This window comes from Erwinia sp. PPS120 (assembly GCF_047918655.1).
GTDB classification, from domain to species: Bacteria; Pseudomonadota; Gammaproteobacteria; order Enterobacterales; family Enterobacteriaceae; genus Erwinia; species Erwinia tasmaniensis_A.
Genome location: NZ_JBLREF010000003.1, coordinates 66,121 through 86,878, shown reverse-complemented (window position 1 = coordinate 86,878; position 20,758 = coordinate 66,121). Strand labels below are relative to the sequence as shown.

Genomic DNA, 20,758 nt, shown 5'->3' with positions numbered 1-20,758 from the left:
AGGCCTTTGCCTTTTCCTATTGCTGTGCCTCTGGCACCCACTCATCCTTGACCCCCGGGGATTTGTGTTATGACACCACTGAAAATTGCTGCCAGCACGACTGTGGCTATTCACCTCCAGACCGGACGCGAAGTCATCACCCTGGATAATACTGACTTTACCGACGTGGCTGCGGTGGTCGTCTCCGTTTCCGATTCGCGCAGCGGCGTGCTGAATCTGCTTAAGCTTACCGGCTTTAACCTGCCGGTATTTATTGCGCTGGATGATGCCGGACAGGCGCAGGATATGCCCGACGTCACGGGTCTTCTTACCGGGGCGGACACCGATGCGTCGCTGCTGGAAGCGGCCGCTGCGGATTATCAGGCACGACTGCTGCCGCCTTTTTTCCAGACGCTGACCAAATATGTCGCGATGGATAACACCACCTTTGCCTGCCCTGGCCATCAGGGCGGCGCATTCTTTAAAAAACACCCCGCAGGACGCCAGTTCTATGACTTTTTCGGCGAAAATCTCTTCCGCGCCGATATGTGCAACGCCGATGTGAAGCTCGGCGATCTGCTGATCCACGAAGGGTCGGCCAAGCATGCGCAGAAGTTTGCCGCCCGCGTATTTAACGCGGATAAAACTTACTTCGTGTTAAACGGCACCTCCAGCGCCAATAAAGTGGTGACCAATGCACTGCTGACCCGGGGCGATTTGGTGCTGTTCGATCGTAATAATCATAAATCGAACCATCATGGTGCGCTGATTCAGGCTGGTGCGACACCGGTATATCTTGAAACGGCCCGCAATCCGTTTGGCTTTATTGGCGGTATTGATGCGCACTGCTTCAGTGAAGACTATCTGCGCAGGCAGATCAAAGAGGCTGCGCCGGAGCGGGAAAATGACGCGCGTCCTTTCCGCCTGGCGGTGATCCAGCTGGGCACCTATGATGGCACCGTTTACAACGCCAGGAAGGTGATCGACAGCATTGGCCACCTGTGCGACTACATCCTTTTCGACTCAGCCTGGGTAGGGTATGAGCAGTTTATTCCGGTTATGGCGGCCTGTTCACCGCTGCTGCTTGAACTGAACGAAAACGATCCCGGCATTTTTGTCACTCAGTCCGTGCATAAACAGCAGGCGGGCTTTTCTCAGACCTCACAGATCCATAAAAAAGATAATCACATTCGCGGGCAGCAGCGCTTTTGCAGCCATAAGCGCCTGAACAATGCCTTTATGCTTCATGCCTCTACCAGCCCATTTTACCCACTGTTTGCGGCGCTGGATATCAATGCAAAAATGCATCAGGGTGAAGCAGGGCGTCGGTTATGGCACGAATGCGTGACGCTGGGGATTGAGGCGCGTAAGGCGATTCTTGCCAGCTGCGAGATGATAAAACCTTTTATTCCCGATGAAGTGGACGGGCGGCCCTGGCAGGATGCACCGACGGAAATCATCGCTAAAGACGTGCGCTATTTTAGCTTTGCACCGCGCGCTGCCTGGCATGGGTTTATGGGATACGAGAAAGATCAGTATCTGGTCGATCCCTGTAAGCTGCTGCTTACTACGCCGGGGATTGACGCCGCCAGCGGGCGCTACGCTGCCTTTGGTATACCCGCCACGATCCTGGCTAACTATCTGCGTGAAAACGGCGTGGTGCCGGAGAAATGCGATCTCAATTCAATTCTGTTTCTGCTTACCCCGGCGGAGAGCCGCGAGAAAATGGCGCGGCTGGTTGCAAAACTGGTGCAGTTTGAACAGCATATCAGGGAGGATGCGCTGCTGCGGGACGTACTGCCGACTATCTACCGTAAAAATGCCGCCCGTTATGAAGGGTATACGCTGCGTCGCCTGTGTCAGGAGATGCACGCGCTTTACGTAAGCCATGAGGTGAAGGACCTGCAGAAAGCCATGTTCCGCCAGGAGAGTCTGCCTGAGGTGGTAATGAATCCGCAGGATGCCAACAGAGAGTTCATTCGCGGCAACGTTGAGCTGGTGCCGATTACCCAGGCCGCAGGGCGAATCGCCGCAGAAGGCGCACTCCCTTATCCCCCGGGGGTGCTGTGTGTCGTTCCGGGCGAGGTGTGGGGTGGGGCGGTACAGCGTTACTTCCTGGCGCTTCAGGAAGGGCTGAATTTACTGCCGGGCTTTTCGCCCGAGCTACAGGGGGTCTATGCTGAAGCGGACGAGCAGGGCATTAAGCATCTTTATGGCTATATGATAAACGCCTGACGTATTAACAGGAGCTGGCTTTACCGGCTCCTGTTACGCGTTAAGAGGCCGTCAGCGTGCCGGATTCTTCGCGTGCCTGGCGGACAATAGCTTTGGCAATCCATTTGCCAATGTCCTCCAGCTGCTTATCATCGCAGCCCCATATGTCCTTCATCACCAGAAAGATCTCCGATCCATAAACCAGCGACAGCGCCTGAATCACGCGCTCCACCATCTCGGGTGGCAGCTCGTCGTTAAGGGGTTCGACCACGTGTGCCAAAAGTGCCTTGCGATTGCCCCTGACCAGCTTCTCCTTGCCAGGCTTGCTGAATGACTGTGACTGCGCCCACTGCGTTAGTGAAAGATGCAGGGCCGCGCGCAGCGTTCCTTCATGCTGTAACATCCGGGGAAAGGCGAAGGTCAGCAATTCATCAATACGCTCGCTGGCTTCCGTACGCGTGGGACGCCAGCTTTTCATCGGACTCAGCGTTTCAGTCACGATGGCCGACACCAGCGCACTCTGCGTCGGAAAATAGCGATAGGCGGTCGCGCGGGAGAGCTGGGCCTCCTGCGCCACTTCCGTAATGGATGGAAAAGCGCCGTTGTCGAACATTCTCATGGCTGTTTCGATTAATAAGCGACGCGTTCTGGCACGTGTGGCGGTCAATGACTTAACACCAGCGGGATCCCTTTGCTCCACAAAAAACCTCATATTTACGGTTAATTCTGCTTGTTATTCAAGCAATTGACAAGAGACGTGCCGGGTATCGACCTCATCTCCCACCTGACCCAGAATACAGGCCCGTTAGTAGTTTAGCTAACATCTTCGTGAGACGCACATTCCATTCAATTGATTTACCATTGATTTAAGTGATACTGTTATCTCATAGCGGCGAATATAACCCTATCTTAGTGGTTATATTCGTTAAATTGTCCTTTAATCAAGTCTTTAATTGAAGTGATAACAGGGTGTTGTTACGACTATGAATAAAATATCAGGTTTTGTCTATGCCGTAGCGACGGCAGATACTAAAGGAAGGGAACTGTTTTACGTCAGCAGGGCCGTGGCTAAAACCGGTGTTAAAGTGGTTACAGTAGATTTGTCGACGCAAACGGGTCATGCCCCGTCGACCGCTGATTTCCCGCCGGAGCTGATTGCTGATTTTCATCCCGATGGCCGGGATGCCGTTTTCTGCGGCGATCGGGGAAAAGCCATAGATGCAATGGCACTGGCATTTACTCGTTTTCTCAGCAAGCGCAGCGACCTGCTGGGCGTTATTGGTCTGGGAGGATCGGGAGGGACGGCATTAATCACGCCGGCGATGCAATCTTTGCCTGTGGGGGTGCCTAAAGTAATGGTCTCCACCATGGCTTCCGGCGATGTCTCTGGCTATATCGGGTCCAGCGACATCAGCATGCTCTATTCGGTTACCGATGTGGCGGGGCTGAACCGCATTTCACGTCGGGTGCTGAGTAATGCCGCCCATCAGATAGCCGGAGCCGTGCTGTTTGATGAAGAGGAGGAGAATGCAGGCAAACCCGCGCTTGGGCTGACGATGTTCGGCGTAACCACCGGGTGTATACAGCAGGTAAGTGATGAGCTGGAGTCGGACTATGATTGTCTGGTTTTCCATGCAACCGGCAGCGGCGGCAATGCGATGGAAAAACTGACCGACAGCCGTATGCTCTCGGGCCTTCTCGATCTGACCACCACCGAAGTGTGCGACCTGCTATTCGGAGGAGTACTGGCGTGTGCCCCGACGCGTTTTGATGCACTGATAAAAACCGGTGTCCCCTGCGTTATGTCCTGTGGGGCACTGGATATGGTTAACTTTGGGCCGGCCCCGACGGTGCCAGACAAATACGCCGACCGGCTTTTTTATCACCATAACGCCCAGGTTACGCTAATGCGTACCACGCCTGCGGAAAACGTGGCGATGGCGAAATGGATCGCGGCGAAATTAAACCGCTGTCAGGGCGATCTGACGTTCCTGATCCCGGCAGGCGGCTTTTCTGCGCTGGATCGGGAAGGAGAGCCGTTCTGGTCTCCGGGGGCCGATCTGGCCTTTACCACGACCCTGGAATCGGAGCTGCAGCAGAATGAACGCCGCAGAATTATCCATCTTCCATGGAATATTAACGATCCACAATTTGCCCGGGCCGCGGTTAAATATTTTCGCGCGCTCTCTGAAAAGGAGTTCTGAGTATGGCTTTTACCCGACAGGAAATACTCACAAAGTTTAACGATATGATTGCGCGCCGCGAGCCAATAGTGGGCGGGGGCGCGGGAACGGGATTATCAGCCAAGTGCGAAGAGGCGGGTGGCATTGATCTGATCGTTATTTACAACTCTGGCCGTTATCGCATGGCCGGGCGGGGTTCGCTGGCGGGCCTGCTTGCGTATGGAAATGCCAATGAGATCGTGGTCGACATGGCGAAGGAGGTCCTGCCGGTGGTGAAGAAAACCCCTGTGCTGGCCGGCGTGAACGGCACCGATCCCTTCTGTCAGTTCGATCGTTTCCTGGACGAGCTGAAGGCGTTGGGCTTTTCAGGTGTACAGAACTTCCCCACCGTCGGCCTGATTGACGGCAACTTTCGCGCTAATCTTGAAGAGACGGGCATGGGTTACGGGCTGGAAGTGGAGATGATCCGCCTTGCGCATCAGAAGGGGATGCTGACCACGCCCTATATCTTCAGCGCGGACGATGCGAGAGCAATGACCGGGGCGGGGGCCGACATTGTGGTTGCCCATATGGGGCTGACGACCGGTGGGAATATCGGCGCGGAAACGGCCTTTACCTTAGCGGACTGCGTACCACTGATTAATCAGTGGGCCGAGGCCGCAAAAGCGGTCAGGCAGGACGTTATCCTGCTGTGTCACGGTGGGCCTATTGCCACGCCTGAGGATGCACAGTACATTCTGCAAAACTGCCCGCAGTGCGACGGTTTTTACGGGGCCAGCTCAATGGAGCGTCTGCCAACAGAAGTGGCGCTGACTGAAACCACCAGGAAATTTAAAGAGCTGGTTCGGTAAGCTTTCGACGTCGGAAACTACGCGGCGGGTGCAAACCACACCGCCGCGCATGTTAGTAGCGGTGATAACCCTTCTGCGCGTTGCTAACCTTATAGAGGTAGCGGCGGGACTCAGCAGAGGGATGATTCGTCGCCAGCGTCTGGTAAACCTGGGAAGGCGACATGCTATTAATCGCGCTGAACGCCCGATTTTTGTCGCTTGAAAATACCCGCAGCACGCTTCCTGCGCCGCCGTTGTAAGCGGTAATCACCGCATAGCGTCGCGAAACAGGATCGTTAATTCCCGCCAGATAGCTTCCCTGTAGCAGCGACAGATAGGCCGTACCGGCATCAATATTGTTCTCCGGATCCAGCAGGTAGCTGCGGCTTGGCTTGCCCCATTTACCCTTCATGCGGAACACGTCCACCCCGGCGGTATGCTGTACTACCTGCATCAGGCCAAGCGCATCAGCGTGGCTCACGGCGTAGGGGTTAAAGCTCGATTCAATCTGCATGATCGCCAGGATCAGCGACTGATCGACGCCATATTTCGCGGCGGCTTCACGCACCAGCGGGAGATATTTGTGCGCGCGCTTATCCAGATGGTTAGGCACCATCGGGATGGTGACCGACCAGATCACATGCAGGCCGGAAGTGCGGCGCTGAAGCTTATTCTGGATCAGGTAGTCGGCGAAGCTGGCTGCGCGTCCCTGCCAGCGTATGGCCTGCCCGGTGTTGTCCAGCACCTGCCCGTAGAGCAGCGGCTCTTTACCGAGCTGAATGTCATTCGCGTCAGAGTAGAGATCGACATTACCCGGATCTTCACCGATCAACAGCGTGGTGATAATTGCCTGACGCAGGCTGGCCATCGGATCGGTTCCGGCGATGGTCTCAATGGTGATGGAACCGGCGTCAAAGTTAATATGGCTGCGCGTGTAATATTGATCGCTGTATTTTACGTAATCCTTTGGACCGGCGATCAGTACCTCGTTAATGCCCCAAATATTTTCAATATTATGGGCAAACTGGCCCATTAAAATATCGAATCCATTCGTGTCCTTAACCCACTCCTCATGAAAAATGGGCTTTTTGTTGCTGGAGCAGGAAATCAACAACGGTGCAAGCACCAGCAGGCCGATCAGTTTCTTATTCATTTTGTCGTGCTACGCCCAAATTGAGAGGGCCTCATCTTTGAGGCCCAACGATTATTCTTCTGGCGGGGTATAACCTTCGATATGCACATCGTGCCCCTCGAACAGGAATTTAACCATCTCCTGCTCAAGCTGCTTGCGGTCTTCCGGGTTCATCATGCTGAGTTTTTTCTCGTTGATCAGCATCGTTTGTTTGCTCATCCACTGCGCCCAGGCTTCTTTAGAAATCTCATTATAAATGCGCTTACCCAGCTCACCCGGATAGAGCTGGAAATCCTGTCCCTCGGCGTCTCGTTGCAGGAACGTACAAAAAATGGTTCTGCTCATTACTCTTCCTCTTCTGTCGCGCGAATGCTCAGCGCTGTGTGTTGTGGCTGACGCAGCTGCTGTAGCAGGCGTTCCACCGGGGCGGCCAGCCCGACGGACGGCGGCTGCGCTAAGTTATACCAGAGACCTGCGCCTTCATCCATTGCTGCGCCTGTGGATGTCACCTCCAGCCATACCGGTACGATATCCAGATGAAAATGGCTGAAGGTGTGGCGGAAGGCGATGCCCTGTTGCAGCCCGCTGCCATCAATGCGGCGTTCGCTCAGCCAGCGCTCCAGCTCGGAGAGCGTGGTAAATTGTGGAAAGCAAAAAAGCCCTCCCCACAGCCCCACCGGCGGGCGCTGCTCAAGCCAGACGCCGCTGCCGCGCTGCATCATTAGCATCCAGCCGGTTCTTTCCGGCAGCGTCTGTTTGGGTTTCTTCCCGGGGTAGCTTGCCCAGCTGCCGTTGGCATACGCCACGCAGCTGAGGTTCAGCGGGCAGATCTCGCATTTAGGTCGCGAGCGGGTGCAGACCGTTGCGCCCAGGTCCATCATCGCCTGATTGAACTGGCTCACTCCTTCCGCTGGCGTGACCTCCTCACTGATCTGCCACAGGCGCTTCTCCACCTCTTTTTTACCCGGCCAGCCCGCAACGGCATAGCAGCGTGCCAGCACGCGCTTGACGTTGCCGTCCAGAATCGGGAAATGTAAACCCAGCGCCAGCGAAAGAATTGCCCCGGCAGTGGAGCGCCCAACGCCGGGCAGCGCCGCGACCTCCTCAAAGGTTTCAGGGAACACGCCCGCGTGCTTTTCTGCCACCATATTGGCGGCTTTGTGCAGGTTTCTGGCTCGCGCATAATAACCGAGGCCGGTCCACAGATGCAGGACTTCATCAAGCGGCGCGTGGGCAAGGTCGGTAATTGTCGGGAAACGCGCCATAAATCGCTGAAAGTACGGGATGACCGTCGCGACCTGGGTCTGCTGTAGCATCACTTCTGAAAGCCACACTTTATAGGGCGTCTTTTCCAGCTGCCACGGCAACGTTTTACGTCCAAAGCGCTGATACCAGTCCAGTACCCTTCGCTCGAACTGCGGCGCTTGCATCATGTTTAACAGTTTTCCCGGATAAGTGAATTCAGGCTGGGATTCCAGCACAGACCAACTATGCTGTAAACCGGAAGTTACCGGGGCTTGCTTAAAGCCTGTAACTTTGCATAATGCCCGTTTTCCAGATATTGCAGACCAGCAGGCAAAAAGATGAATAATGATGTGATTTCACCGGAGTTTGATGAAAACGGTCGGCCAATGCGCCGTATTCGCAGCTTCGTCCGCCGTCAGGGGCGGCTGACCAAAGGGCAGGAGCACGCGCTGGAACATTTCTGGCCTGTTATGGGCGTGGAATATCAGCCAGAACCTATCGATTTGGTGAGCCTGTTTGGTCGCGAGGCACCGGTGGTACTGGAAATTGGCTTCGGCATGGGTTCTTCGCTGGTCGAGATGGCTAAAGCTAATCCACAACAGAATTTCCTCGGAATTGAGGTTCACTCTCCCGGCGTGGGCGCCTGTCTGAGCAGCGCACATGAAGCGGGCGTAGAGAATCTTCGCGTGATGTGCCACGATGCGGTAGAGGTGCTGGAAAAGATGATCCCGGATAATGCATTGCGTATGGTGCAGCTGTTTTTCCCGGATCCCTGGCATAAAGCCCGGCACAACAAGCGCCGCATCGTTCAGGCACCTTTCGCAGAGCTGGTTATGCGTAAGCTGAAGCTGGGCGGCGTGTTCCATATGGCGACCGACTGGGAAGCCTATGCGGAACACATGCTGGAGGTGATGAACAGCATTGCGGGAAGTAAAAACCAGTCTGCAACGGATAACTTTGTGCCGCGTCCTGAGTCGCGTCCGTTAACAAAATTTGAGCAGCGTGGTCAGCGTCTCGGCCACGGTGTTTGGGATCTGATGTTTGAGAGGATTAAATAATGGCTACCCATCGCAGTCGTCGCTTGCGTAAAAAAATGCATATTGATGAGTTTCAGGAACTGGGCTTCTCTGTAGGATTCACCTTTCCCCAGGGGGCTACCGAGCAAACCATTGACTCGACCGTGGATGCACTGATTGAAGAGGCTATCGATCCCAATGGACTGGCCTTTGACGGCAGTGGTTATCTGCAGTGGGAAGGCTTAGTTTGCCTGCAGCAAACCGGCAAATGTACCGAAGCGCACCGCGAGCTGGTACGCAAATGGCTGGACGATCGCAAGCTTGAAAACATCAAGGTTACCGAACTTTTCGACGTATGGTGGGACTAACCTCTGCAGGCTGAACCGCAGGCGATCATCTGCTGACGGATGTTCGTTGGGGCCATTAAGGCGTGGCCATATCAGTATCAGGAGAGAGCAAGATGCGTAAAGCGATAATAATGGGTGCAATGCTGCTGCTGGCGGGCCAGGCACAGGCGGACTACCAGTGCAGCGTAAACCCTCAGGACGATATCGTTATTTCCCCTCAGAATGTTCAGGTCGTGGGTGCCAGCGGCAATCTGCTTATTTCCCCAACGGGCGACGTGCAGCGAAACGGTCAGGCCGCTACGGTGGATGCCGGTACGCGCCAGAAAGCCATTGATTATCAGGCTGCGCTGCGTCGCGATTTACCCTGGGTCGATCTGGGTGCCCACGAGCGTCTCGAGAAAGGCCGCGTCGCGCTGGATAAGGTCATCGTCGATAAGCTGGGGCAGGACAGTAACGTGCGTAATCGTCTGACCACGCTGGATAAACAGCTTAAGCAGCAGATGGCGCGAATTATTGAACACCGCAGCGACGGACTGACCTTTCATCACAAGGCTATCGCCCAGGTCCGTGAGGATGGTGAAAAGCTGGTACAGAGCGCGATGGGTGGGGTGGTGCAGGACAGCCTGAATGAGATGGGCACCCGGCAGGCGGGTAAAAGTGATAATCCCCTGCAGGCGATTATGGGTAATCTCGGCGGGCTTCAGCAGTCCATTCAGGCCGAATGGAGCAATCAGCAGCAGGACTTTCAGAACTTTGGCCACGAAGTCTGTAACCGTGTGACCACGCTTGAAAGTCAGCGCAAGGCGCTGATCGCCGGACTAAAATAGTCCGGCAGTGGCCCGGCCTGATTAAGACAGGCCGGGCCGTGCGACAGGTGACGCGGATCCTCACCTCGATCTCTGTACTACTCTTCCGTCAGGAACAGCTCCAGTAACGAGTTGAGAAACAGCTTGCCTTTATGGGTTACCTGCCATGCCTGCGCCGTTTCAATCAGGTAACCCTTTTCCAGCGCCTCTTCAATTTGTGGCCGGATAATAGCCTGCTGTAAGCCGGTATAGTGGGTGAACTCTTCTCGCGGCGCAGCCTCAAGCAGCCGGAAGCGATTCATAAAAAATTCAAAGGGCTTCTCGCTATCCGCCACCTCATGCTGGCGGTCCATATAATTACCCTCCATAAACCCACGCGGATGACGCGTTTTGCAGGTGCGGATAATCCGTCCATCGGGCTGGGTCAGCTTGCCGTGCGCGCCACAGCCGATACCCAGATAGTCGCCAAAGCGCCAGTAGTTTAGGTTGTGCTCACAGCGATAGCCGGGTTTGGCGTAGGCGGAGGTTTCATATTGCTGATAGCCCGCCGCCGTCAGCAGCTTGTCGCCCTGCTCGAAAATATCCCACAGGGCATCATCGTCGGGAAGGACCGGTGGGCGTGAGGCGAAAAGGGTATTAGGCTCGATGGTTAGCTGATACCACGACAGGTGCGGCGGATTAAGCTCAATGGCCTGGCGCAGATCGTCAAGCGCCTCCTCCAGCGACTGGTCGGGCAGTCCGTGCATCAGATCGAGATTAAAGCTGCGTAGCCCCAGTCCGGCGGCCAGCCTGGCTGCCCGCTTTGCCTCATCTGCGTCGTGGATGCGGCCCAGACGCGTCAGCTTTTGCGGGCTGAAGCTCTGCACTCCAATCGAAATGCGATTCACCCCGGCGCGCTGGTAGCCGCTAAAGCGCTCAGCTTCGACCGTACCTGGATTGGCCTCCATGGTAATTTCTGCATCCGCCGACAGCGGCAGGCGCTGGCGAACGCCATCCAGCAACATCTGCATCGCTTCACTGCTCAACAGACTCGGGGTGCCGCCGCCAATAAAGAGAGTGCTCACCTCGCGTCCGGCAGTGAGCGGCAGATCGGCATCAAGATCGGCCAGAAGATGCCGTACATACTCTTCATGAGGCACCTCGCCCTTGAGCGCATGCGAGTTGAAATCGCAGTAGGGGCATTTCTGCACACACCAGGGGATGTGAATATAGAGGCTGAGCGGAGGAAGCTTAAGCATCACGCAGGGCATCCAGCAGCAGCCTCAGAGCTTTCCCACGGTGCGAAACGGCGCGTTTTTCGTCCCGGCTCAGCGCCGCAGAGGTTTTACCTGCAGCGGGCACGTAGAAGATCGGATCGTAACCGAAGCCGCCTTCACCTGCGGGCTGGCGGGTAATTTCCCCGGCCCAGCTGCCGTGGAAGACCAGCGGCGTTGGATCCTCAGCGTGGCGAAGATAAACCAGCACGCAGTGAAACTGCGCCTGACGCTCGCCGTCGGCAACGTTTTCCAGCGCGGTCAGCAGCTTTTGCAGGTTTTGCGCATCCGAGGCATTCTCTCCGGCATAGCGAGCCGAGTAAATCCCCGGCGCGCCGCCCAGCGCGTCCACTGCCAGACCGGAATCATCAGCGATGGCGGGTAAACCGGTCACCGCAGAGGCGTGACGCGCTTTAAGGATCGCGTTCTCAATAAACGTCAGACCGGTCTCTTCGACTGAAGTGACGCCCAGGTCGGTTTGCGCGACGATAGCCAGTCCAAATTCAGCCAGCAGATCGGCCAGTTCACGAACTTTTCCGGCATTACCGGTAGCGAGTACAACTTTTTGCATAGCAAATCCTGCATTTACTGCGATGAAAACTTACAGCTGTGACCAGCCAGGGATGAAATCCATACCCAGGAAGTTCAGCATATAGAGGATCAGGATCACCGCCATTGCGGAGAAATCGATCCCGCCCATGGCCGGAATAATACGGCGAATGGGGGCCATCAACGGTTCGGTAAGCTGTAAAAGTACCAAATCAACCGGATTGCGGCCCTGGCTGACCCAGCTCAGTAGCGAACGGATAATAATCACCCAAAATACCAGCATTCCCGCGGCTTTAGCGACAGACACCAGGCCAAAGTAGAGGAAGACCGGATCGAAGATAAAGACCCGGCTCTGTAGGGCAAACAGCAGCGTAAACATCAGCACGCTCAGCACCCATGCCAGCAGCAGTGAGGCGGTATCCAGTGGACCAACCGACGGAATCACGCGCCTCAGCGGCTTGATCACCGGCTGGGTGATTTTTACAACAAACTGCGAAAAGGGGTTATAGAAATCGCATCTCGCCCACTGCATCCAGATGCGTAGCAACAACACTTTGACGTACAGGTTAATTACCGTTGTTACCAAAAAAGTCAACGTCAGCATGGGTTTCCTCAGTTATTGTTGTGAGTGGCGCTGTAATCACGCGCGCCAAAAATAGCGGTGCCGATGCGCACCATGGTACTGCCTGCTGCAATCGCAGCGTCCATATCGTCACTCATCCCCATTGAAAGCGTATCGACGCCGGGATGCTTCTTTTTCAGCTCAGCCAACGCTTCTGCCATCTGCCGACATACCGCCAGCTGACGCGAATAATCCGCTTCCGGAGCCGGGATGGCCATCAGGCCCCGCAGCTTCAGACGCGGCAGCCGGGATACCTCATCAGCCAGCGCTTCCAGCTCTTCCAGCATGATGCCAGATTTACTGTTCTCATCGCTGATGTTTATTTGGATAAGCACGTTCAGCGGCGGTAAAGCGTCAGGACGCTGCTCATTCAGGCGCAGCGCAATTTTTAAACGGTCCAGCGTATGGCACCAGTGAAAATGCTCAGCCACCAGGCGGCTCTTGTTGGATTGCAGGGGGCCGATAAAGTGCCATTCCAGTCCCGGATTCTCTAACGCCTGAATTTTATCAACGCCTTCCTGCACGTAGTTTTCACCAAAGCACAGCTGTCCGGCGGCGGCGGCCTCCCGGACCGCGCTCGCAGGTTTGGTTTTACTGACTGCAAGCAGCGTAATTTCTTTTGGATCGCGCCCGCAGCGCGAAGCAGTCGCTGAGATATGCTCAAGGACAAGGTGTAAGTTGTGCTGAATCGAGGTCATAGTCAGGGAAAAATTATGGATATCGAAGACATTGTGGCCCTTAGTGTAAAGCATAATGCGGGGGATCTGCACCTTTGCAGTGGTCAGCCACCCTTCTGGCGACTGAATGGCCGACTGGAAAAAATAAACGGCTGTGCCGCTATCGGTGCGACAGCGCTGGAATCACTGGCGAGCGCCTGGCTGGACTGCGCCCGGCAGGCGCAGCTGGAAAGCGTCGGACAGGCCGATATTGCACTGACTACCGCGGGTGGAACGCGTTTGCGGGCGCATTTTTTCCAGCAAAGGAGTGGATTATCACTGGCTGTCAGGCTGATTGCGAGTGACTGCCCGGCGCTGGACGTGCTGCGGCTACCGTCCGTTGTCGATGGATTGCTGCAGCAGAAGGAGGGGCTGGTGCTGGTAACCGGTGCGACAGGGAGCGGAAAATCGACCACGCTTGCCGCGCTTGTCGACGCGCTCAACAGAAATCAGGATCGCCATATCATTACGCTGGAAGATCCGATCGAATTCCTTCATCGCAGCCAGATATCGCTGATCCAGCAGCGGGAAATAGGGCTGCACTGTGCCTCTTTTAGCGAGGGATTACGGGGAGCGCTGCGTGAAGATCCGGACGTTATCCTGCTTGGCGAACTGCGGGACCCCGACACTATCCAGCTGGCCCTGACGGCGGCAGAAACCGGGCACCTGGTGCTGGCAACACTCCATACCCGTGGGGCAGCACAGGCGGTTGAGCGACTGGTAGACGCGTTTCCCGGCACGGATAAAAGCCTGATCCGCAGCCAGCTCGCTGGCAGCCTGAAGGCGGTGATCTCCCAGAAGCTGGTGGAGGGAAGTCACGGGGGCAGGGTAGCGCTGTTTGAAGTGCTGGTGAATACCCCGGCGGTGGCGAATATGATCCGCGAGGGGAAAACGCATCAGCTACCGGGTCTGCTGCAGACGGGTATGCAATCCGGCATGCAAAGTTTCGAACAAAGCCTGCATGAAAGACGCAAGATGGGCCTGACGAACTGACGAACTGACGAACTGACGAACTGATCAGCTGATGTGATAACGGATCGCTTATCTGCATAGCTCTGCCTTGAGCGCTATTTGGAAACGCTGTTTAGCGGTTTATTTTCGAATTCATCGCTCGCTTGCAGGTCTGTTGAAAGCGTACTGGTGCGTTGTGAAAAAGAGTCTCAAAATTATTTTTTTATTTGTAACATTGCTTATTTTAGGGTTATATTATGTTTCCGCCAGGATATTGCGCGGTGTTAATAAACTAATTTAGTTAAAGGGAATTATATGAGTAAATTAATCAAGAACACTCTTCTTACTGCTGTCATCGCAACATTATCAGGCTGTAGCGGTAGTGTTTCTAATAAAGAAAAAAACTGCGACTATAATTATCTACTCCACCCAGCCATTTCAATTTCCAAAATCATTGGCGGATGTGGCCCAACAGATAAATAAGCCTGCATCAGTTTATCGCTTTAAAGCCGCCCCTGTAAGGGCGGCTTTTACGCAGGGCTGCCTCGTCGTTCGGACACCTTATGCTGCACATTCTCCCCGGTTCATTACCAGCATCAGGGTAACAGGCTTCAATTTTGTTAATTGTCTGGCTGAATGCAAATATTGAGTGATCCAGTGGAGTAATACAGTGCGGTTGGCTAACAATAATAGACAAGGATAATAATTAATTTGCTAATTATTCAGGTTTCTGAGATTCCCTGCCGCGCCCGTTATTCAGCATAGCGCACAGTGCTGTTGCAGCATTATTCACCCCAACGCAATAAGCAGCGCTAAATAACGTTGGGTCAGTGCGGTAGCATTATACTTATGACCAGGCCTGTTCAAACCAGCTTTCAAGGATAATGACCGCTGACAGTGAGTCGACGCTTCCTTTATTCAGTGCGCGAAAGCCGCCCTGAGCAAATAAATCCGCTCTGGCTTCGACGGTGCTAAGACGCTCGTCGTGCAAATCAACCTGGACGCCAAAACGACCATGCAGCCGGTTAGCAAATTTTCGGGCCCGGACGGTCAGTGGCTGCTCGGTGCCATCCATATTCAACGGCAGCCCGACGACAACGCGATCGGGCTGCCACTCCTTAAGCAGCGCTTCGATTTTGCTCCAGTCGGGAATTCCATCCTGAGCCTTGAGCGCATTGAGGGGGCGGGCGGTGCCGGTCAGCTGCTGTCCAATGGCGACGCCGATACTTTTGGTGCCAAAATCGAACGCCAGCAGGGTCATATGTGTCATCAGGCGTGTCCTGCATCGCTGGTTATATTATGTATGTCCACGCCAATGCTTTTTGCCGCCTCGCGCCAGCGATCGGCGATTGGCGTGGTGAACAGGATATTGCTGTTTGCCGGGGTGGTGAGCCAGGCATTTTCCAGCAGTTCACTCTCCAGCTGATCTTTTTCCCAGGCACAGTAGCCCAGAGCGACCAGCACGTTTTTTGGACGTTCCGGCGTGCCCAGCGTCTCCAGCACATCGCGGGAGGTGGTAATAATGGTGTTATCTGACACGCGAATACTCGAGGCAAAGGTGAGATCAGCAGAGTGTAGAATAAATCCGCGATCCTCTGCCAGTGGGCCACCGGCAAACACCGGCTTATCGAGTTTTGCCGCCGGATCGCGCGGGGCTGGCACGATCTTTAGCTTTTTAAGCATACCCTCTACCGTCAGGTTTTCCATCGGCTTGTTAACGATAAGGCCCATTGCCCCTTCGTCATTATGCTCGCAAATATAGACCACCGAGCGTTTAAACAGCGGATCCTGCAGGGTCGGCATCGCAATCAAAAAATGATGCTGTAAATTCATTATCAGGGTTCTGTATTCGGGTTAACCACCCGCAGCCGGGGCCGCAGATGACGTTAACGGGTTAATTACGGGGCCCGCTGACCCCGTATAAAAAGTTATGCCAGGCGTTTCTCAATGGCATCCATCAGCATACCCGTAATTGAAACAGGGAATGCTGCTTCGATCTCACGCACGCAGGTTGGGCTGGTTACGTTAATCTCGGTCAGCTTATCGCCGATGATATCCAGACCCACAAAAATCAGCCCTTTAGCTTTGAGCGTTGGCGCAACACGGCGGGCGATTTCCCAGTCACTGTCGCTGAGCGGGCGGGCTTCACCGCGTCCACCGGCGGCCAGATTACCGCGCGTCTCGCCGGATTTAGGAATGCGTGCAAGACAGTAAGGCACCGGTTCGCCATCCACTACCAGCACGCGCTTGTCACCCTCTTTAATCGCGGGCAGGTAATTTTGCGCCATGCAGTAAAAGCGGCCGTGCTCGGTCAGCGTTTCAATAATCACCGACAGGTTGGGGTCTTCCTGCTTGATACGAAAAATCGAGGCGCCTCCCATTCCGTCCAGCGGCTTAAGGATGATATCGCCATGCGTCTGCCAGAACTCACGGATCTGCTGTGCATTACGTGTGACCAGCGTATCTGGCGTCAGTTCCGCAAACCAGGCGGTAAACAGCTTTTCATTGCAGTCACGCAGGCTCTGCGGCTTATTGACAATCAGCGTCCCTTTTTCCTCTGCGCGCTCAAGGATGTAAGTGGCATAGATGAATTCGGTATCAAATGGTGGATCCTTACGCATCAGCACCACGTTCAGATCGGCCAGCGCAATATCCTGTTCGCTGCCGAACGCAAACCAGCTTTCAGCGTTCTGTTCCACGCTCAGCAGGCGCGTATGCGCGCGGGCTTTTCCGCCGCGCAGGTAAAGATCGCTCATCTCCATGTAATGAATTTCATAACCACGGCGCTGTGCTTCCAGCAACATGGCGAAGCTGGTGTCTTTCTTAATATTGATGGAGGTAATCGGGTCCATCACAATGCCAAGCTTAATCATTTTTTGCTTCTCCAGTGAGCGGCCATATTTGCATGTGGAACGCAGGTAAGTACCTACCCCAAATCGCCAAAGCGAACCTGTAAGGCGGTAATTGCGGTTAAGGCTGTCGTTTCCGTACGTAATACGCGCGGACCTAAAAGAATATCGGTAAATCCATAGCCTGAGGTCATACTTATTTCGTCGGAGGAAAGCCCCCCTTCGGGGCCAATCAGCAGGCGGACGCGCTCAACGGGCAGCGGCAGCGTATTAATACTCTGGCTGGCGCGTGGATGGAGGTTAAGCTTCAGGCCGTCGTCCTGCTCGGCACACCATGTCGCGAGCGTCATCGCTTCCCGGACCTCTGGCACACTATTTCTGCCGCACTGCTCGCAGGCCGCAATGACGATTTTCTGCCACTGTTGAATTTTCTTCGCCAGTCTTTCCGCGTCCAGCTTTACGCCACAGCGTTCAGAAAACAAGGGGGTAATGGCATTTACGCCCAGCTCGACGGCTTTCTGAATGGTAAACTCCATCTTCTCGCCGCGTGACATAACCTGCCCAAGATGCAGGTAGAGCGGGGATTCACGGCTATCTTCACGACTTTCGCCAGCGCGAACCCGCACGCTTTTTTTGTCGGCGTGCACAATTTCTGCCTGAAAAGTCAGATTATTGCCATTAAAGAGTTCAAGGGGCTGGCCGACCGTCATTCTTAACACGCGGGCAACATGGTTAGCGGCCTCGTCGCTGAGAGCCATTTCGCTGCCCGGCGTTATCGCTTCGGGGTGGAAGATGCGGGGTATGCGCATGGAAGTCCTGCTTAAAAGTGACTGGCCGCACGGTAGCACGGCCATTAAAGAGCTCTAGTTTAGGTCAGTGATTTTACCGCTGGCAAGCCTGCTGTACATAAGGATTATGGTTTCCCTGTGCGCGGGCGATGCGGTTGTCGCGCTCACACTCCCAGGCCGTAACCGGATACTGCTTGTTCCACACCGTCATCAGCTGGGTCTGCTGCGAGGACATGGCTAATTTATAGCGATCGCGCATATAAAACCAGGTGCGGGCGATGGCGCCACGTGCGCGGGCAGGCGGCTCGGCCTGCTTGTTTTTGAAGTCGATTTTCATTTCACACTGGCCATACTGGCGCTCGCTGCCGTTCCACTGACTGTACATAAAATTACCGCGATCGCCGTTCACTTCACCAATCGCTGGCTGCAGATTATGCAGATCCGTCTCAATCTGTCGGTAGCCGGCATCTTTAGCGCACTGTTTTCTCCCGCCCTGCTGCCAGCACTGACGCTGATGGCCGAAAGTCCAGGCGGGCACCACATGCTCCCACTCTATACGATGGGCGCGATTTGCATTTTTACGCACCTGATAGCCGCAGGATGCCAGGTCGGGCACGCCTTTTTTACCCTGCCACTGAATTTTACAGCCGCAGTAGAAGCTGCCGGGCGCATCGGCATTAATCCTGGCGGCCCAGGTTTTGGCCTGGCTAAAGCTATTCTGGTGATAGTTCTCCAGCCCACGCCCGTGGGCGAAAAAAACCGGAAGGAATAAACAGCAGGTAAGAATACTGATAATTTTGCGAAGCATATTCCAGAACGTCAGTAATAAATCAAGGCGGCGAGAGTAACAGATGCCCTGAATATTCGGAAACTGACGGCGATGATTTAGTGGGTTTTTGCCTGTTTATTCATCATTAAATGGAATTTTCAGATTGCTGGAAATCGCCGGGAAGCAGACGATCGCCGCAGCGTACGCAGCGGTACTCACTCTGGCCCCGCAGTACGCGATTATGACGTCGGACGGTAAGCTGGTGCTGCTGGCAGCCGCAGCGATAGGGAAAAGAGCGGCTGCGGACGGTTTCAATCTCAAACTGATGGGTACGTCGTGCAGGAATACCCAGCACGGTTTCCATCATCCACTTCCACTCCTTCCCGTGCGGTGCCACGCGGCCGAAATACTTCCAGACCAGCAGATGAGCAAGCTCATGCGGCACCACCTCGTCAACGAACGCCTGCTGGTTTTCCATCAGCAGCACGGGATTGAGCCGGATTTCCCAGCTTTGTAGCCAGGCCGTTCCGGCAGCCGTGCCACGCTGTTGATAAACTACTTTCGGTTCCGGATAGTCGCGCTCGAGGTGCTGGTTAGCCTGAAGTAATTTTTCGCGCAGCGAGCGCATCACCGCCTGCTGAAGGGCGACGGGAAGTCTGAGGGTTTTCATAAGGCAGAGAATACGATGGGAAAGCGGGGAGATCAATTAATGGCCGGGTTTCCCCGGCCAGAAAGATTTAGTCACGCTGACCGATGTCGCGCAGTTTTTTGCCGCTCAACAGGTTGCGTTCAATGTGCTCAAGAGAAACGTTTTTGGTTTCCGGGATAAGGATAATTGTCAGGATGATGAAGACCACATTCAGACCGGCATACACCCAGAAGGTATTAGCGTTGCCAAGCGAGTTCAGCATGGTCAGGAAGGTTGCGCCCACGATCATATTAGCAATCCAGTTGGTCGCGGTGGACACGGTGATACCGAAATCGCGGCCTTTCAGCGGCTGAATTTCTGAACAGAGTACCCAAATCAACGGACCCGCGCTCATGGCAAAACCAACGATAAACATCATCAGCATGGCAATGGCAAAGTACTGTGCGCCTGAGGAGTGAATGCCCATATGCAGCATCGTACCCAGAATACCCATGCCTGCGGCCATCACCGTGAAGCCCAGCTTCAGCGTTGGCTTACGGCCCCAGCGGTCAACCAGACCGATAGCGATAAAGGTTGCCAGCACGTTGACCAGGCCGACAATTACCGTGCCCCACATCTGCTGAGTGGTATTAGTAAAGCCCGCAATTTCGAAAATCTTCGGCGCGTAGTACATGATAACGTTCATACCAGTGAACTGCTGCATAACCTGTAGCAGAACCCCAAGATAAACTGCACGACGGAAATTACCGTTATCTTTAAACAGGCTCCAGCCGGACTGTTTGATTTTCAGGCTCTCGCGAATTTCGTCCAGCTCACGCTTAGCCTGTTCGCTGGTGTCACGCAGGCGATCAAGCACGCGCTGAGCATCACGGAAGTTACCACGCGCCGCCAGCCAGCGCGGGCTATTCGGCAGGAAGCACACGCCAATCAGGAGCAGCGCAGCGGGTATGGTAATCACACCCAGCATCCAGCGCCATTCGCCGGTGAAGCTAAAGGCGGTGTCGGAGAGGTAGGCGCCCAGGATACCAATGGTAATCATCAGCTGGTAGAGGGAGATCATACTGCCGCGGATCTTCTCTGGTGCAATTTCAGAGAGATAAAGTGGCGCGGTATAAGAGGCCACACCGACGGCAAGGCCCAGCAGAACGCGAGCCACAATCAGCATTTCCGGGTTAGGGGACATTGCCGACCAGAGTGAACCGATAACGAAAAGCACTGCGCCAATCATCAGGCTTTTCTTACGACCCAGGCGTGAAGACATCCAGCCGCTACCGACAGCACCGACGGCGGCACCGAACATCATTGAACTGACAATCCATTCCTGCTGGTGGGCAGTGACGTTAAAGTCTTTCGCAATAAAGGGTAGGGCACCGGCAATAACGCCGATATCCAGACCAAAAAGCAGGCCGGCAAGCGCCGCCAGGAAACACACAAATAAGGTCATGACCTTATTTGAGGTCCTGCTGTGTTTTTTATTATCAGGCATAAAGCCTCCATGTAAGTGGTACTGCATATTGTTGTTATAAATGTTAGAAAACCTTTGGGCACAAGACTGTGCTACAGATCACAACGGTGTAATCGGTTACACACTGGATCTCTGTAAAAGTAGCCTGTTCATGCGCGCTTACGCTTTATAACCAGTTAGTCATAGCACTAAATATTTTCACTTAATTCCCTGATGGTCCTCTATCAGACAGCGCTGAAAATAACGCATTACAGTAGCATTTGTCAGGCCAGTAAATTCTTAATATTAGAAAAAACAGCAAGTTTCATGATGTAATCGTTATCACCCATCGCGTTCTGCGTCACCGAAGTGTAGACAGACAACGATAAACTGCCAGATAGCGGGCAGCAAAAAGG

Annotated in this window: 23 protein-coding genes; 8 read left to right on the top strand and 15 right to left on the bottom strand. The window is 54.5% G+C overall.

Going from position 1 to position 20,758, the window contains the following annotated elements; genetic code table 11:
- Window positions 1-69 precede the first annotated feature (69 nt).
- The gene (locus ACLRGG_RS01780; protein ID WP_416248144.1) at window positions 70-2,214 is read left to right on the top strand and encodes an ornithine decarboxylase; all 2,145 of its coding nucleotides are present in this window, start codon (window positions 70-72) and stop codon (window positions 2,212-2,214) included.
- A gap of 40 nt (window positions 2,215-2,254) precedes the next feature.
- Here ACLRGG_RS01780 and ACLRGG_RS01775 read toward each other — a convergent pair whose 3' ends face one another.
- The gene (locus ACLRGG_RS01775) at window positions 2,255-2,905 is read right to left on the bottom strand and encodes a TetR/AcrR family transcriptional regulator (protein WP_416248143.1); all 651 of its coding nucleotides are present in this window, start codon (window positions 2,903-2,905) and stop codon (window positions 2,255-2,257) included.
- A 280-nt stretch (window positions 2,906-3,185) separates the two neighbouring features.
- Between ACLRGG_RS01775 and ACLRGG_RS01770 the strand changes: the two genes are divergently transcribed.
- On the top strand, window positions 3,186-4,397 hold the full coding sequence (locus ACLRGG_RS01770) for a Tm-1-like ATP-binding domain-containing protein (protein ID WP_416248159.1): 1,212 nt from the start codon (window positions 3,186-3,188) through the stop codon (window positions 4,395-4,397).
- Window positions 4,398-4,399: 2 nt separating this feature from the next.
- Complete coding sequence (locus tag ACLRGG_RS01765; protein ID WP_416248141.1) at window positions 4,400-5,227, top strand: phosphoenolpyruvate hydrolase family protein; 828 nt, start codon at window positions 4,400-4,402, stop codon at window positions 5,225-5,227.
- 52 nt (window positions 5,228-5,279) lie between these two features.
- Here the strand turns inward: ACLRGG_RS01765 and mltC are convergent, their stop codons facing one another.
- From mltC to mutY, 3 genes are read right to left on the bottom strand one after another with little or no spacing between them, the layout of a single operon-like run.
- Window positions 5,280-6,359 (bottom strand): membrane-bound lytic murein transglycosylase MltC, encoded by a 1,080-nt coding sequence (gene mltC / locus ACLRGG_RS01760; protein WP_416248140.1) that lies wholly within the window; start codon window positions 6,357-6,359, stop codon window positions 5,280-5,282.
- A 51-nt stretch (window positions 6,360-6,410) separates the two neighbouring features.
- Complete coding sequence (locus ACLRGG_RS01755) at window positions 6,411-6,683, bottom strand: oxidative damage protection protein (protein ID WP_416248139.1); 273 nt, start codon at window positions 6,681-6,683, stop codon at window positions 6,411-6,413.
- Window positions 6,683-7,771: an A/G-specific adenine glycosylase gene (gene mutY, locus ACLRGG_RS01750; protein WP_416248138.1), complete on the bottom strand. Its 1,089-nt coding sequence runs from the start codon at window positions 7,769-7,771 to the stop codon at window positions 6,683-6,685. Before mutY ends, ACLRGG_RS01755 begins: the two co-directional genes overlap by 1 nt.
- A 150-nt stretch (window positions 7,772-7,921) precedes the next feature.
- Between mutY and trmB the strand changes: the two genes are divergently transcribed.
- The 3 genes from trmB to ACLRGG_RS01735 all read left to right on the top strand — a co-directional run bounded on the left by trmB (window position 7,922) and on the right by ACLRGG_RS01735 (window position 9,773).
- On the top strand, window positions 7,922-8,641 hold the full coding sequence (trmB, locus tag ACLRGG_RS01745; protein ID WP_416248137.1) for a tRNA (guanosine(46)-N7)-methyltransferase TrmB: 720 nt from the start codon (window positions 7,922-7,924) through the stop codon (window positions 8,639-8,641).
- Entirely contained in the window at window positions 8,641-8,967 is a 327-nt protein-coding gene (locus ACLRGG_RS01740) for a YggL family protein (protein ID WP_416248136.1), read from the top strand. The genes trmB and ACLRGG_RS01740 overlap by 1 nt, the downstream gene beginning before the upstream one ends.
- A gap of 92 nt (window positions 8,968-9,059) precedes the next feature.
- Window positions 9,060-9,773 (top strand): YggN family protein, encoded by a 714-nt coding sequence (locus ACLRGG_RS01735; protein WP_416248135.1) that lies wholly within the window; start codon window positions 9,060-9,062, stop codon window positions 9,771-9,773.
- A 77-nt stretch (window positions 9,774-9,850) separates the two neighbouring features.
- Here the strand turns inward: ACLRGG_RS01735 and hemW are convergent, their stop codons facing one another.
- From hemW to ACLRGG_RS01715, 4 genes are read right to left on the bottom strand one after another with little or no spacing between them, the layout of a single operon-like run.
- Entirely contained in the window at window positions 9,851-10,990 is a 1,140-nt protein-coding gene (hemW, locus tag ACLRGG_RS01730; RefSeq protein WP_416248158.1) for a radical SAM family heme chaperone HemW, read from the bottom strand.
- Window positions 10,983-11,576, bottom strand: a complete 594-nt coding sequence (locus ACLRGG_RS01725) for an XTP/dITP diphosphatase (RefSeq protein WP_416248134.1) — start codon at window positions 11,574-11,576, stop codon at window positions 10,983-10,985. The genes hemW and ACLRGG_RS01725 overlap by 8 nt, the downstream gene beginning before the upstream one ends.
- A gap of 30 nt (window positions 11,577-11,606) precedes the next feature.
- Window positions 11,607-12,158: a YggT family protein gene (locus ACLRGG_RS01720; RefSeq protein ID WP_416248133.1), complete on the bottom strand. Its 552-nt coding sequence runs from the start codon at window positions 12,156-12,158 to the stop codon at window positions 11,607-11,609.
- A gap of 8 nt (window positions 12,159-12,166) precedes the next feature.
- On the bottom strand, window positions 12,167-12,874 hold the full coding sequence (locus ACLRGG_RS01715; protein WP_416248157.1) for a YggS family pyridoxal phosphate-dependent enzyme: 708 nt from the start codon (window positions 12,872-12,874) through the stop codon (window positions 12,167-12,169).
- Window positions 12,875-12,889: 15 nt separating this feature from the next.
- On the opposite strand from ACLRGG_RS01715, the gene ACLRGG_RS01710 reads away from it, so the two are divergent.
- Window positions 12,890-13,885 carry a type IV pilus twitching motility protein PilT gene (locus ACLRGG_RS01710; RefSeq protein ID WP_416248132.1) on the top strand — a complete coding sequence of 332 codons (996 nt, stop codon included), beginning with the start codon at window positions 12,890-12,892 and terminating at the stop codon, window positions 13,883-13,885.
- A gap of 273 nt (window positions 13,886-14,158) precedes the next feature.
- Complete coding sequence (locus ACLRGG_RS01705) at window positions 14,159-14,326, top strand: YhfL family protein (protein ID WP_416248131.1); 168 nt, start codon at window positions 14,159-14,161, stop codon at window positions 14,324-14,326.
- Between the two features lie 364 nt (window positions 14,327-14,690).
- Here the strand turns inward: ACLRGG_RS01705 and ruvX are convergent, their stop codons facing one another.
- The 7 genes from ruvX to ACLRGG_RS01670 all read right to left on the bottom strand — a co-directional run bounded on the left by ruvX (window position 14,691) and on the right by ACLRGG_RS01670 (window position 20,384).
- Window positions 14,691-15,113 (bottom strand): Holliday junction resolvase RuvX, encoded by a 423-nt coding sequence (gene ruvX / locus ACLRGG_RS01700; RefSeq protein WP_416248129.1) that lies wholly within the window; start codon window positions 15,111-15,113, stop codon window positions 14,691-14,693.
- Window positions 15,113-15,676 (bottom strand): YqgE/AlgH family protein, encoded by a 564-nt coding sequence (locus tag ACLRGG_RS01695; RefSeq protein ID WP_416248128.1) that lies wholly within the window; start codon window positions 15,674-15,676, stop codon window positions 15,113-15,115. Before ACLRGG_RS01695 ends, ruvX begins: the two co-directional genes overlap by 1 nt.
- A gap of 95 nt (window positions 15,677-15,771) precedes the next feature.
- Window positions 15,772-16,716: a glutathione synthase gene (gene gshB / locus ACLRGG_RS01690; protein WP_416248127.1), complete on the bottom strand. Its 945-nt coding sequence runs from the start codon at window positions 16,714-16,716 to the stop codon at window positions 15,772-15,774.
- A 53-nt stretch (window positions 16,717-16,769) separates the two neighbouring features.
- Window positions 16,770-17,501, bottom strand: a complete 732-nt coding sequence (gene rsmE / locus ACLRGG_RS01685; protein ID WP_416248126.1) for a 16S rRNA (uracil(1498)-N(3))-methyltransferase — start codon at window positions 17,499-17,501, stop codon at window positions 16,770-16,772.
- Window positions 17,502-17,574: 73 nt separating this feature from the next.
- Window positions 17,575-18,288 (bottom strand): deoxyribonuclease I, encoded by a 714-nt coding sequence (gene endA / locus ACLRGG_RS01680; RefSeq protein ID WP_416248125.1) that lies wholly within the window; start codon window positions 18,286-18,288, stop codon window positions 17,575-17,577.
- Window positions 18,289-18,394: 106 nt separating this feature from the next.
- Entirely contained in the window at window positions 18,395-18,919 is a 525-nt protein-coding gene (locus ACLRGG_RS01675) for a SprT family zinc-dependent metalloprotease (protein WP_416248124.1), read from the bottom strand.
- A 67-nt stretch (window positions 18,920-18,986) separates the two neighbouring features.
- Window positions 18,987-20,384 carry a sugar porter family MFS transporter gene (locus ACLRGG_RS01670; RefSeq protein ID WP_416248123.1) on the bottom strand — a complete coding sequence of 466 codons (1,398 nt, stop codon included), beginning with the start codon at window positions 20,382-20,384 and terminating at the stop codon, window positions 18,987-18,989.
- Window positions 20,385-20,758 lie beyond the last annotated feature (374 nt).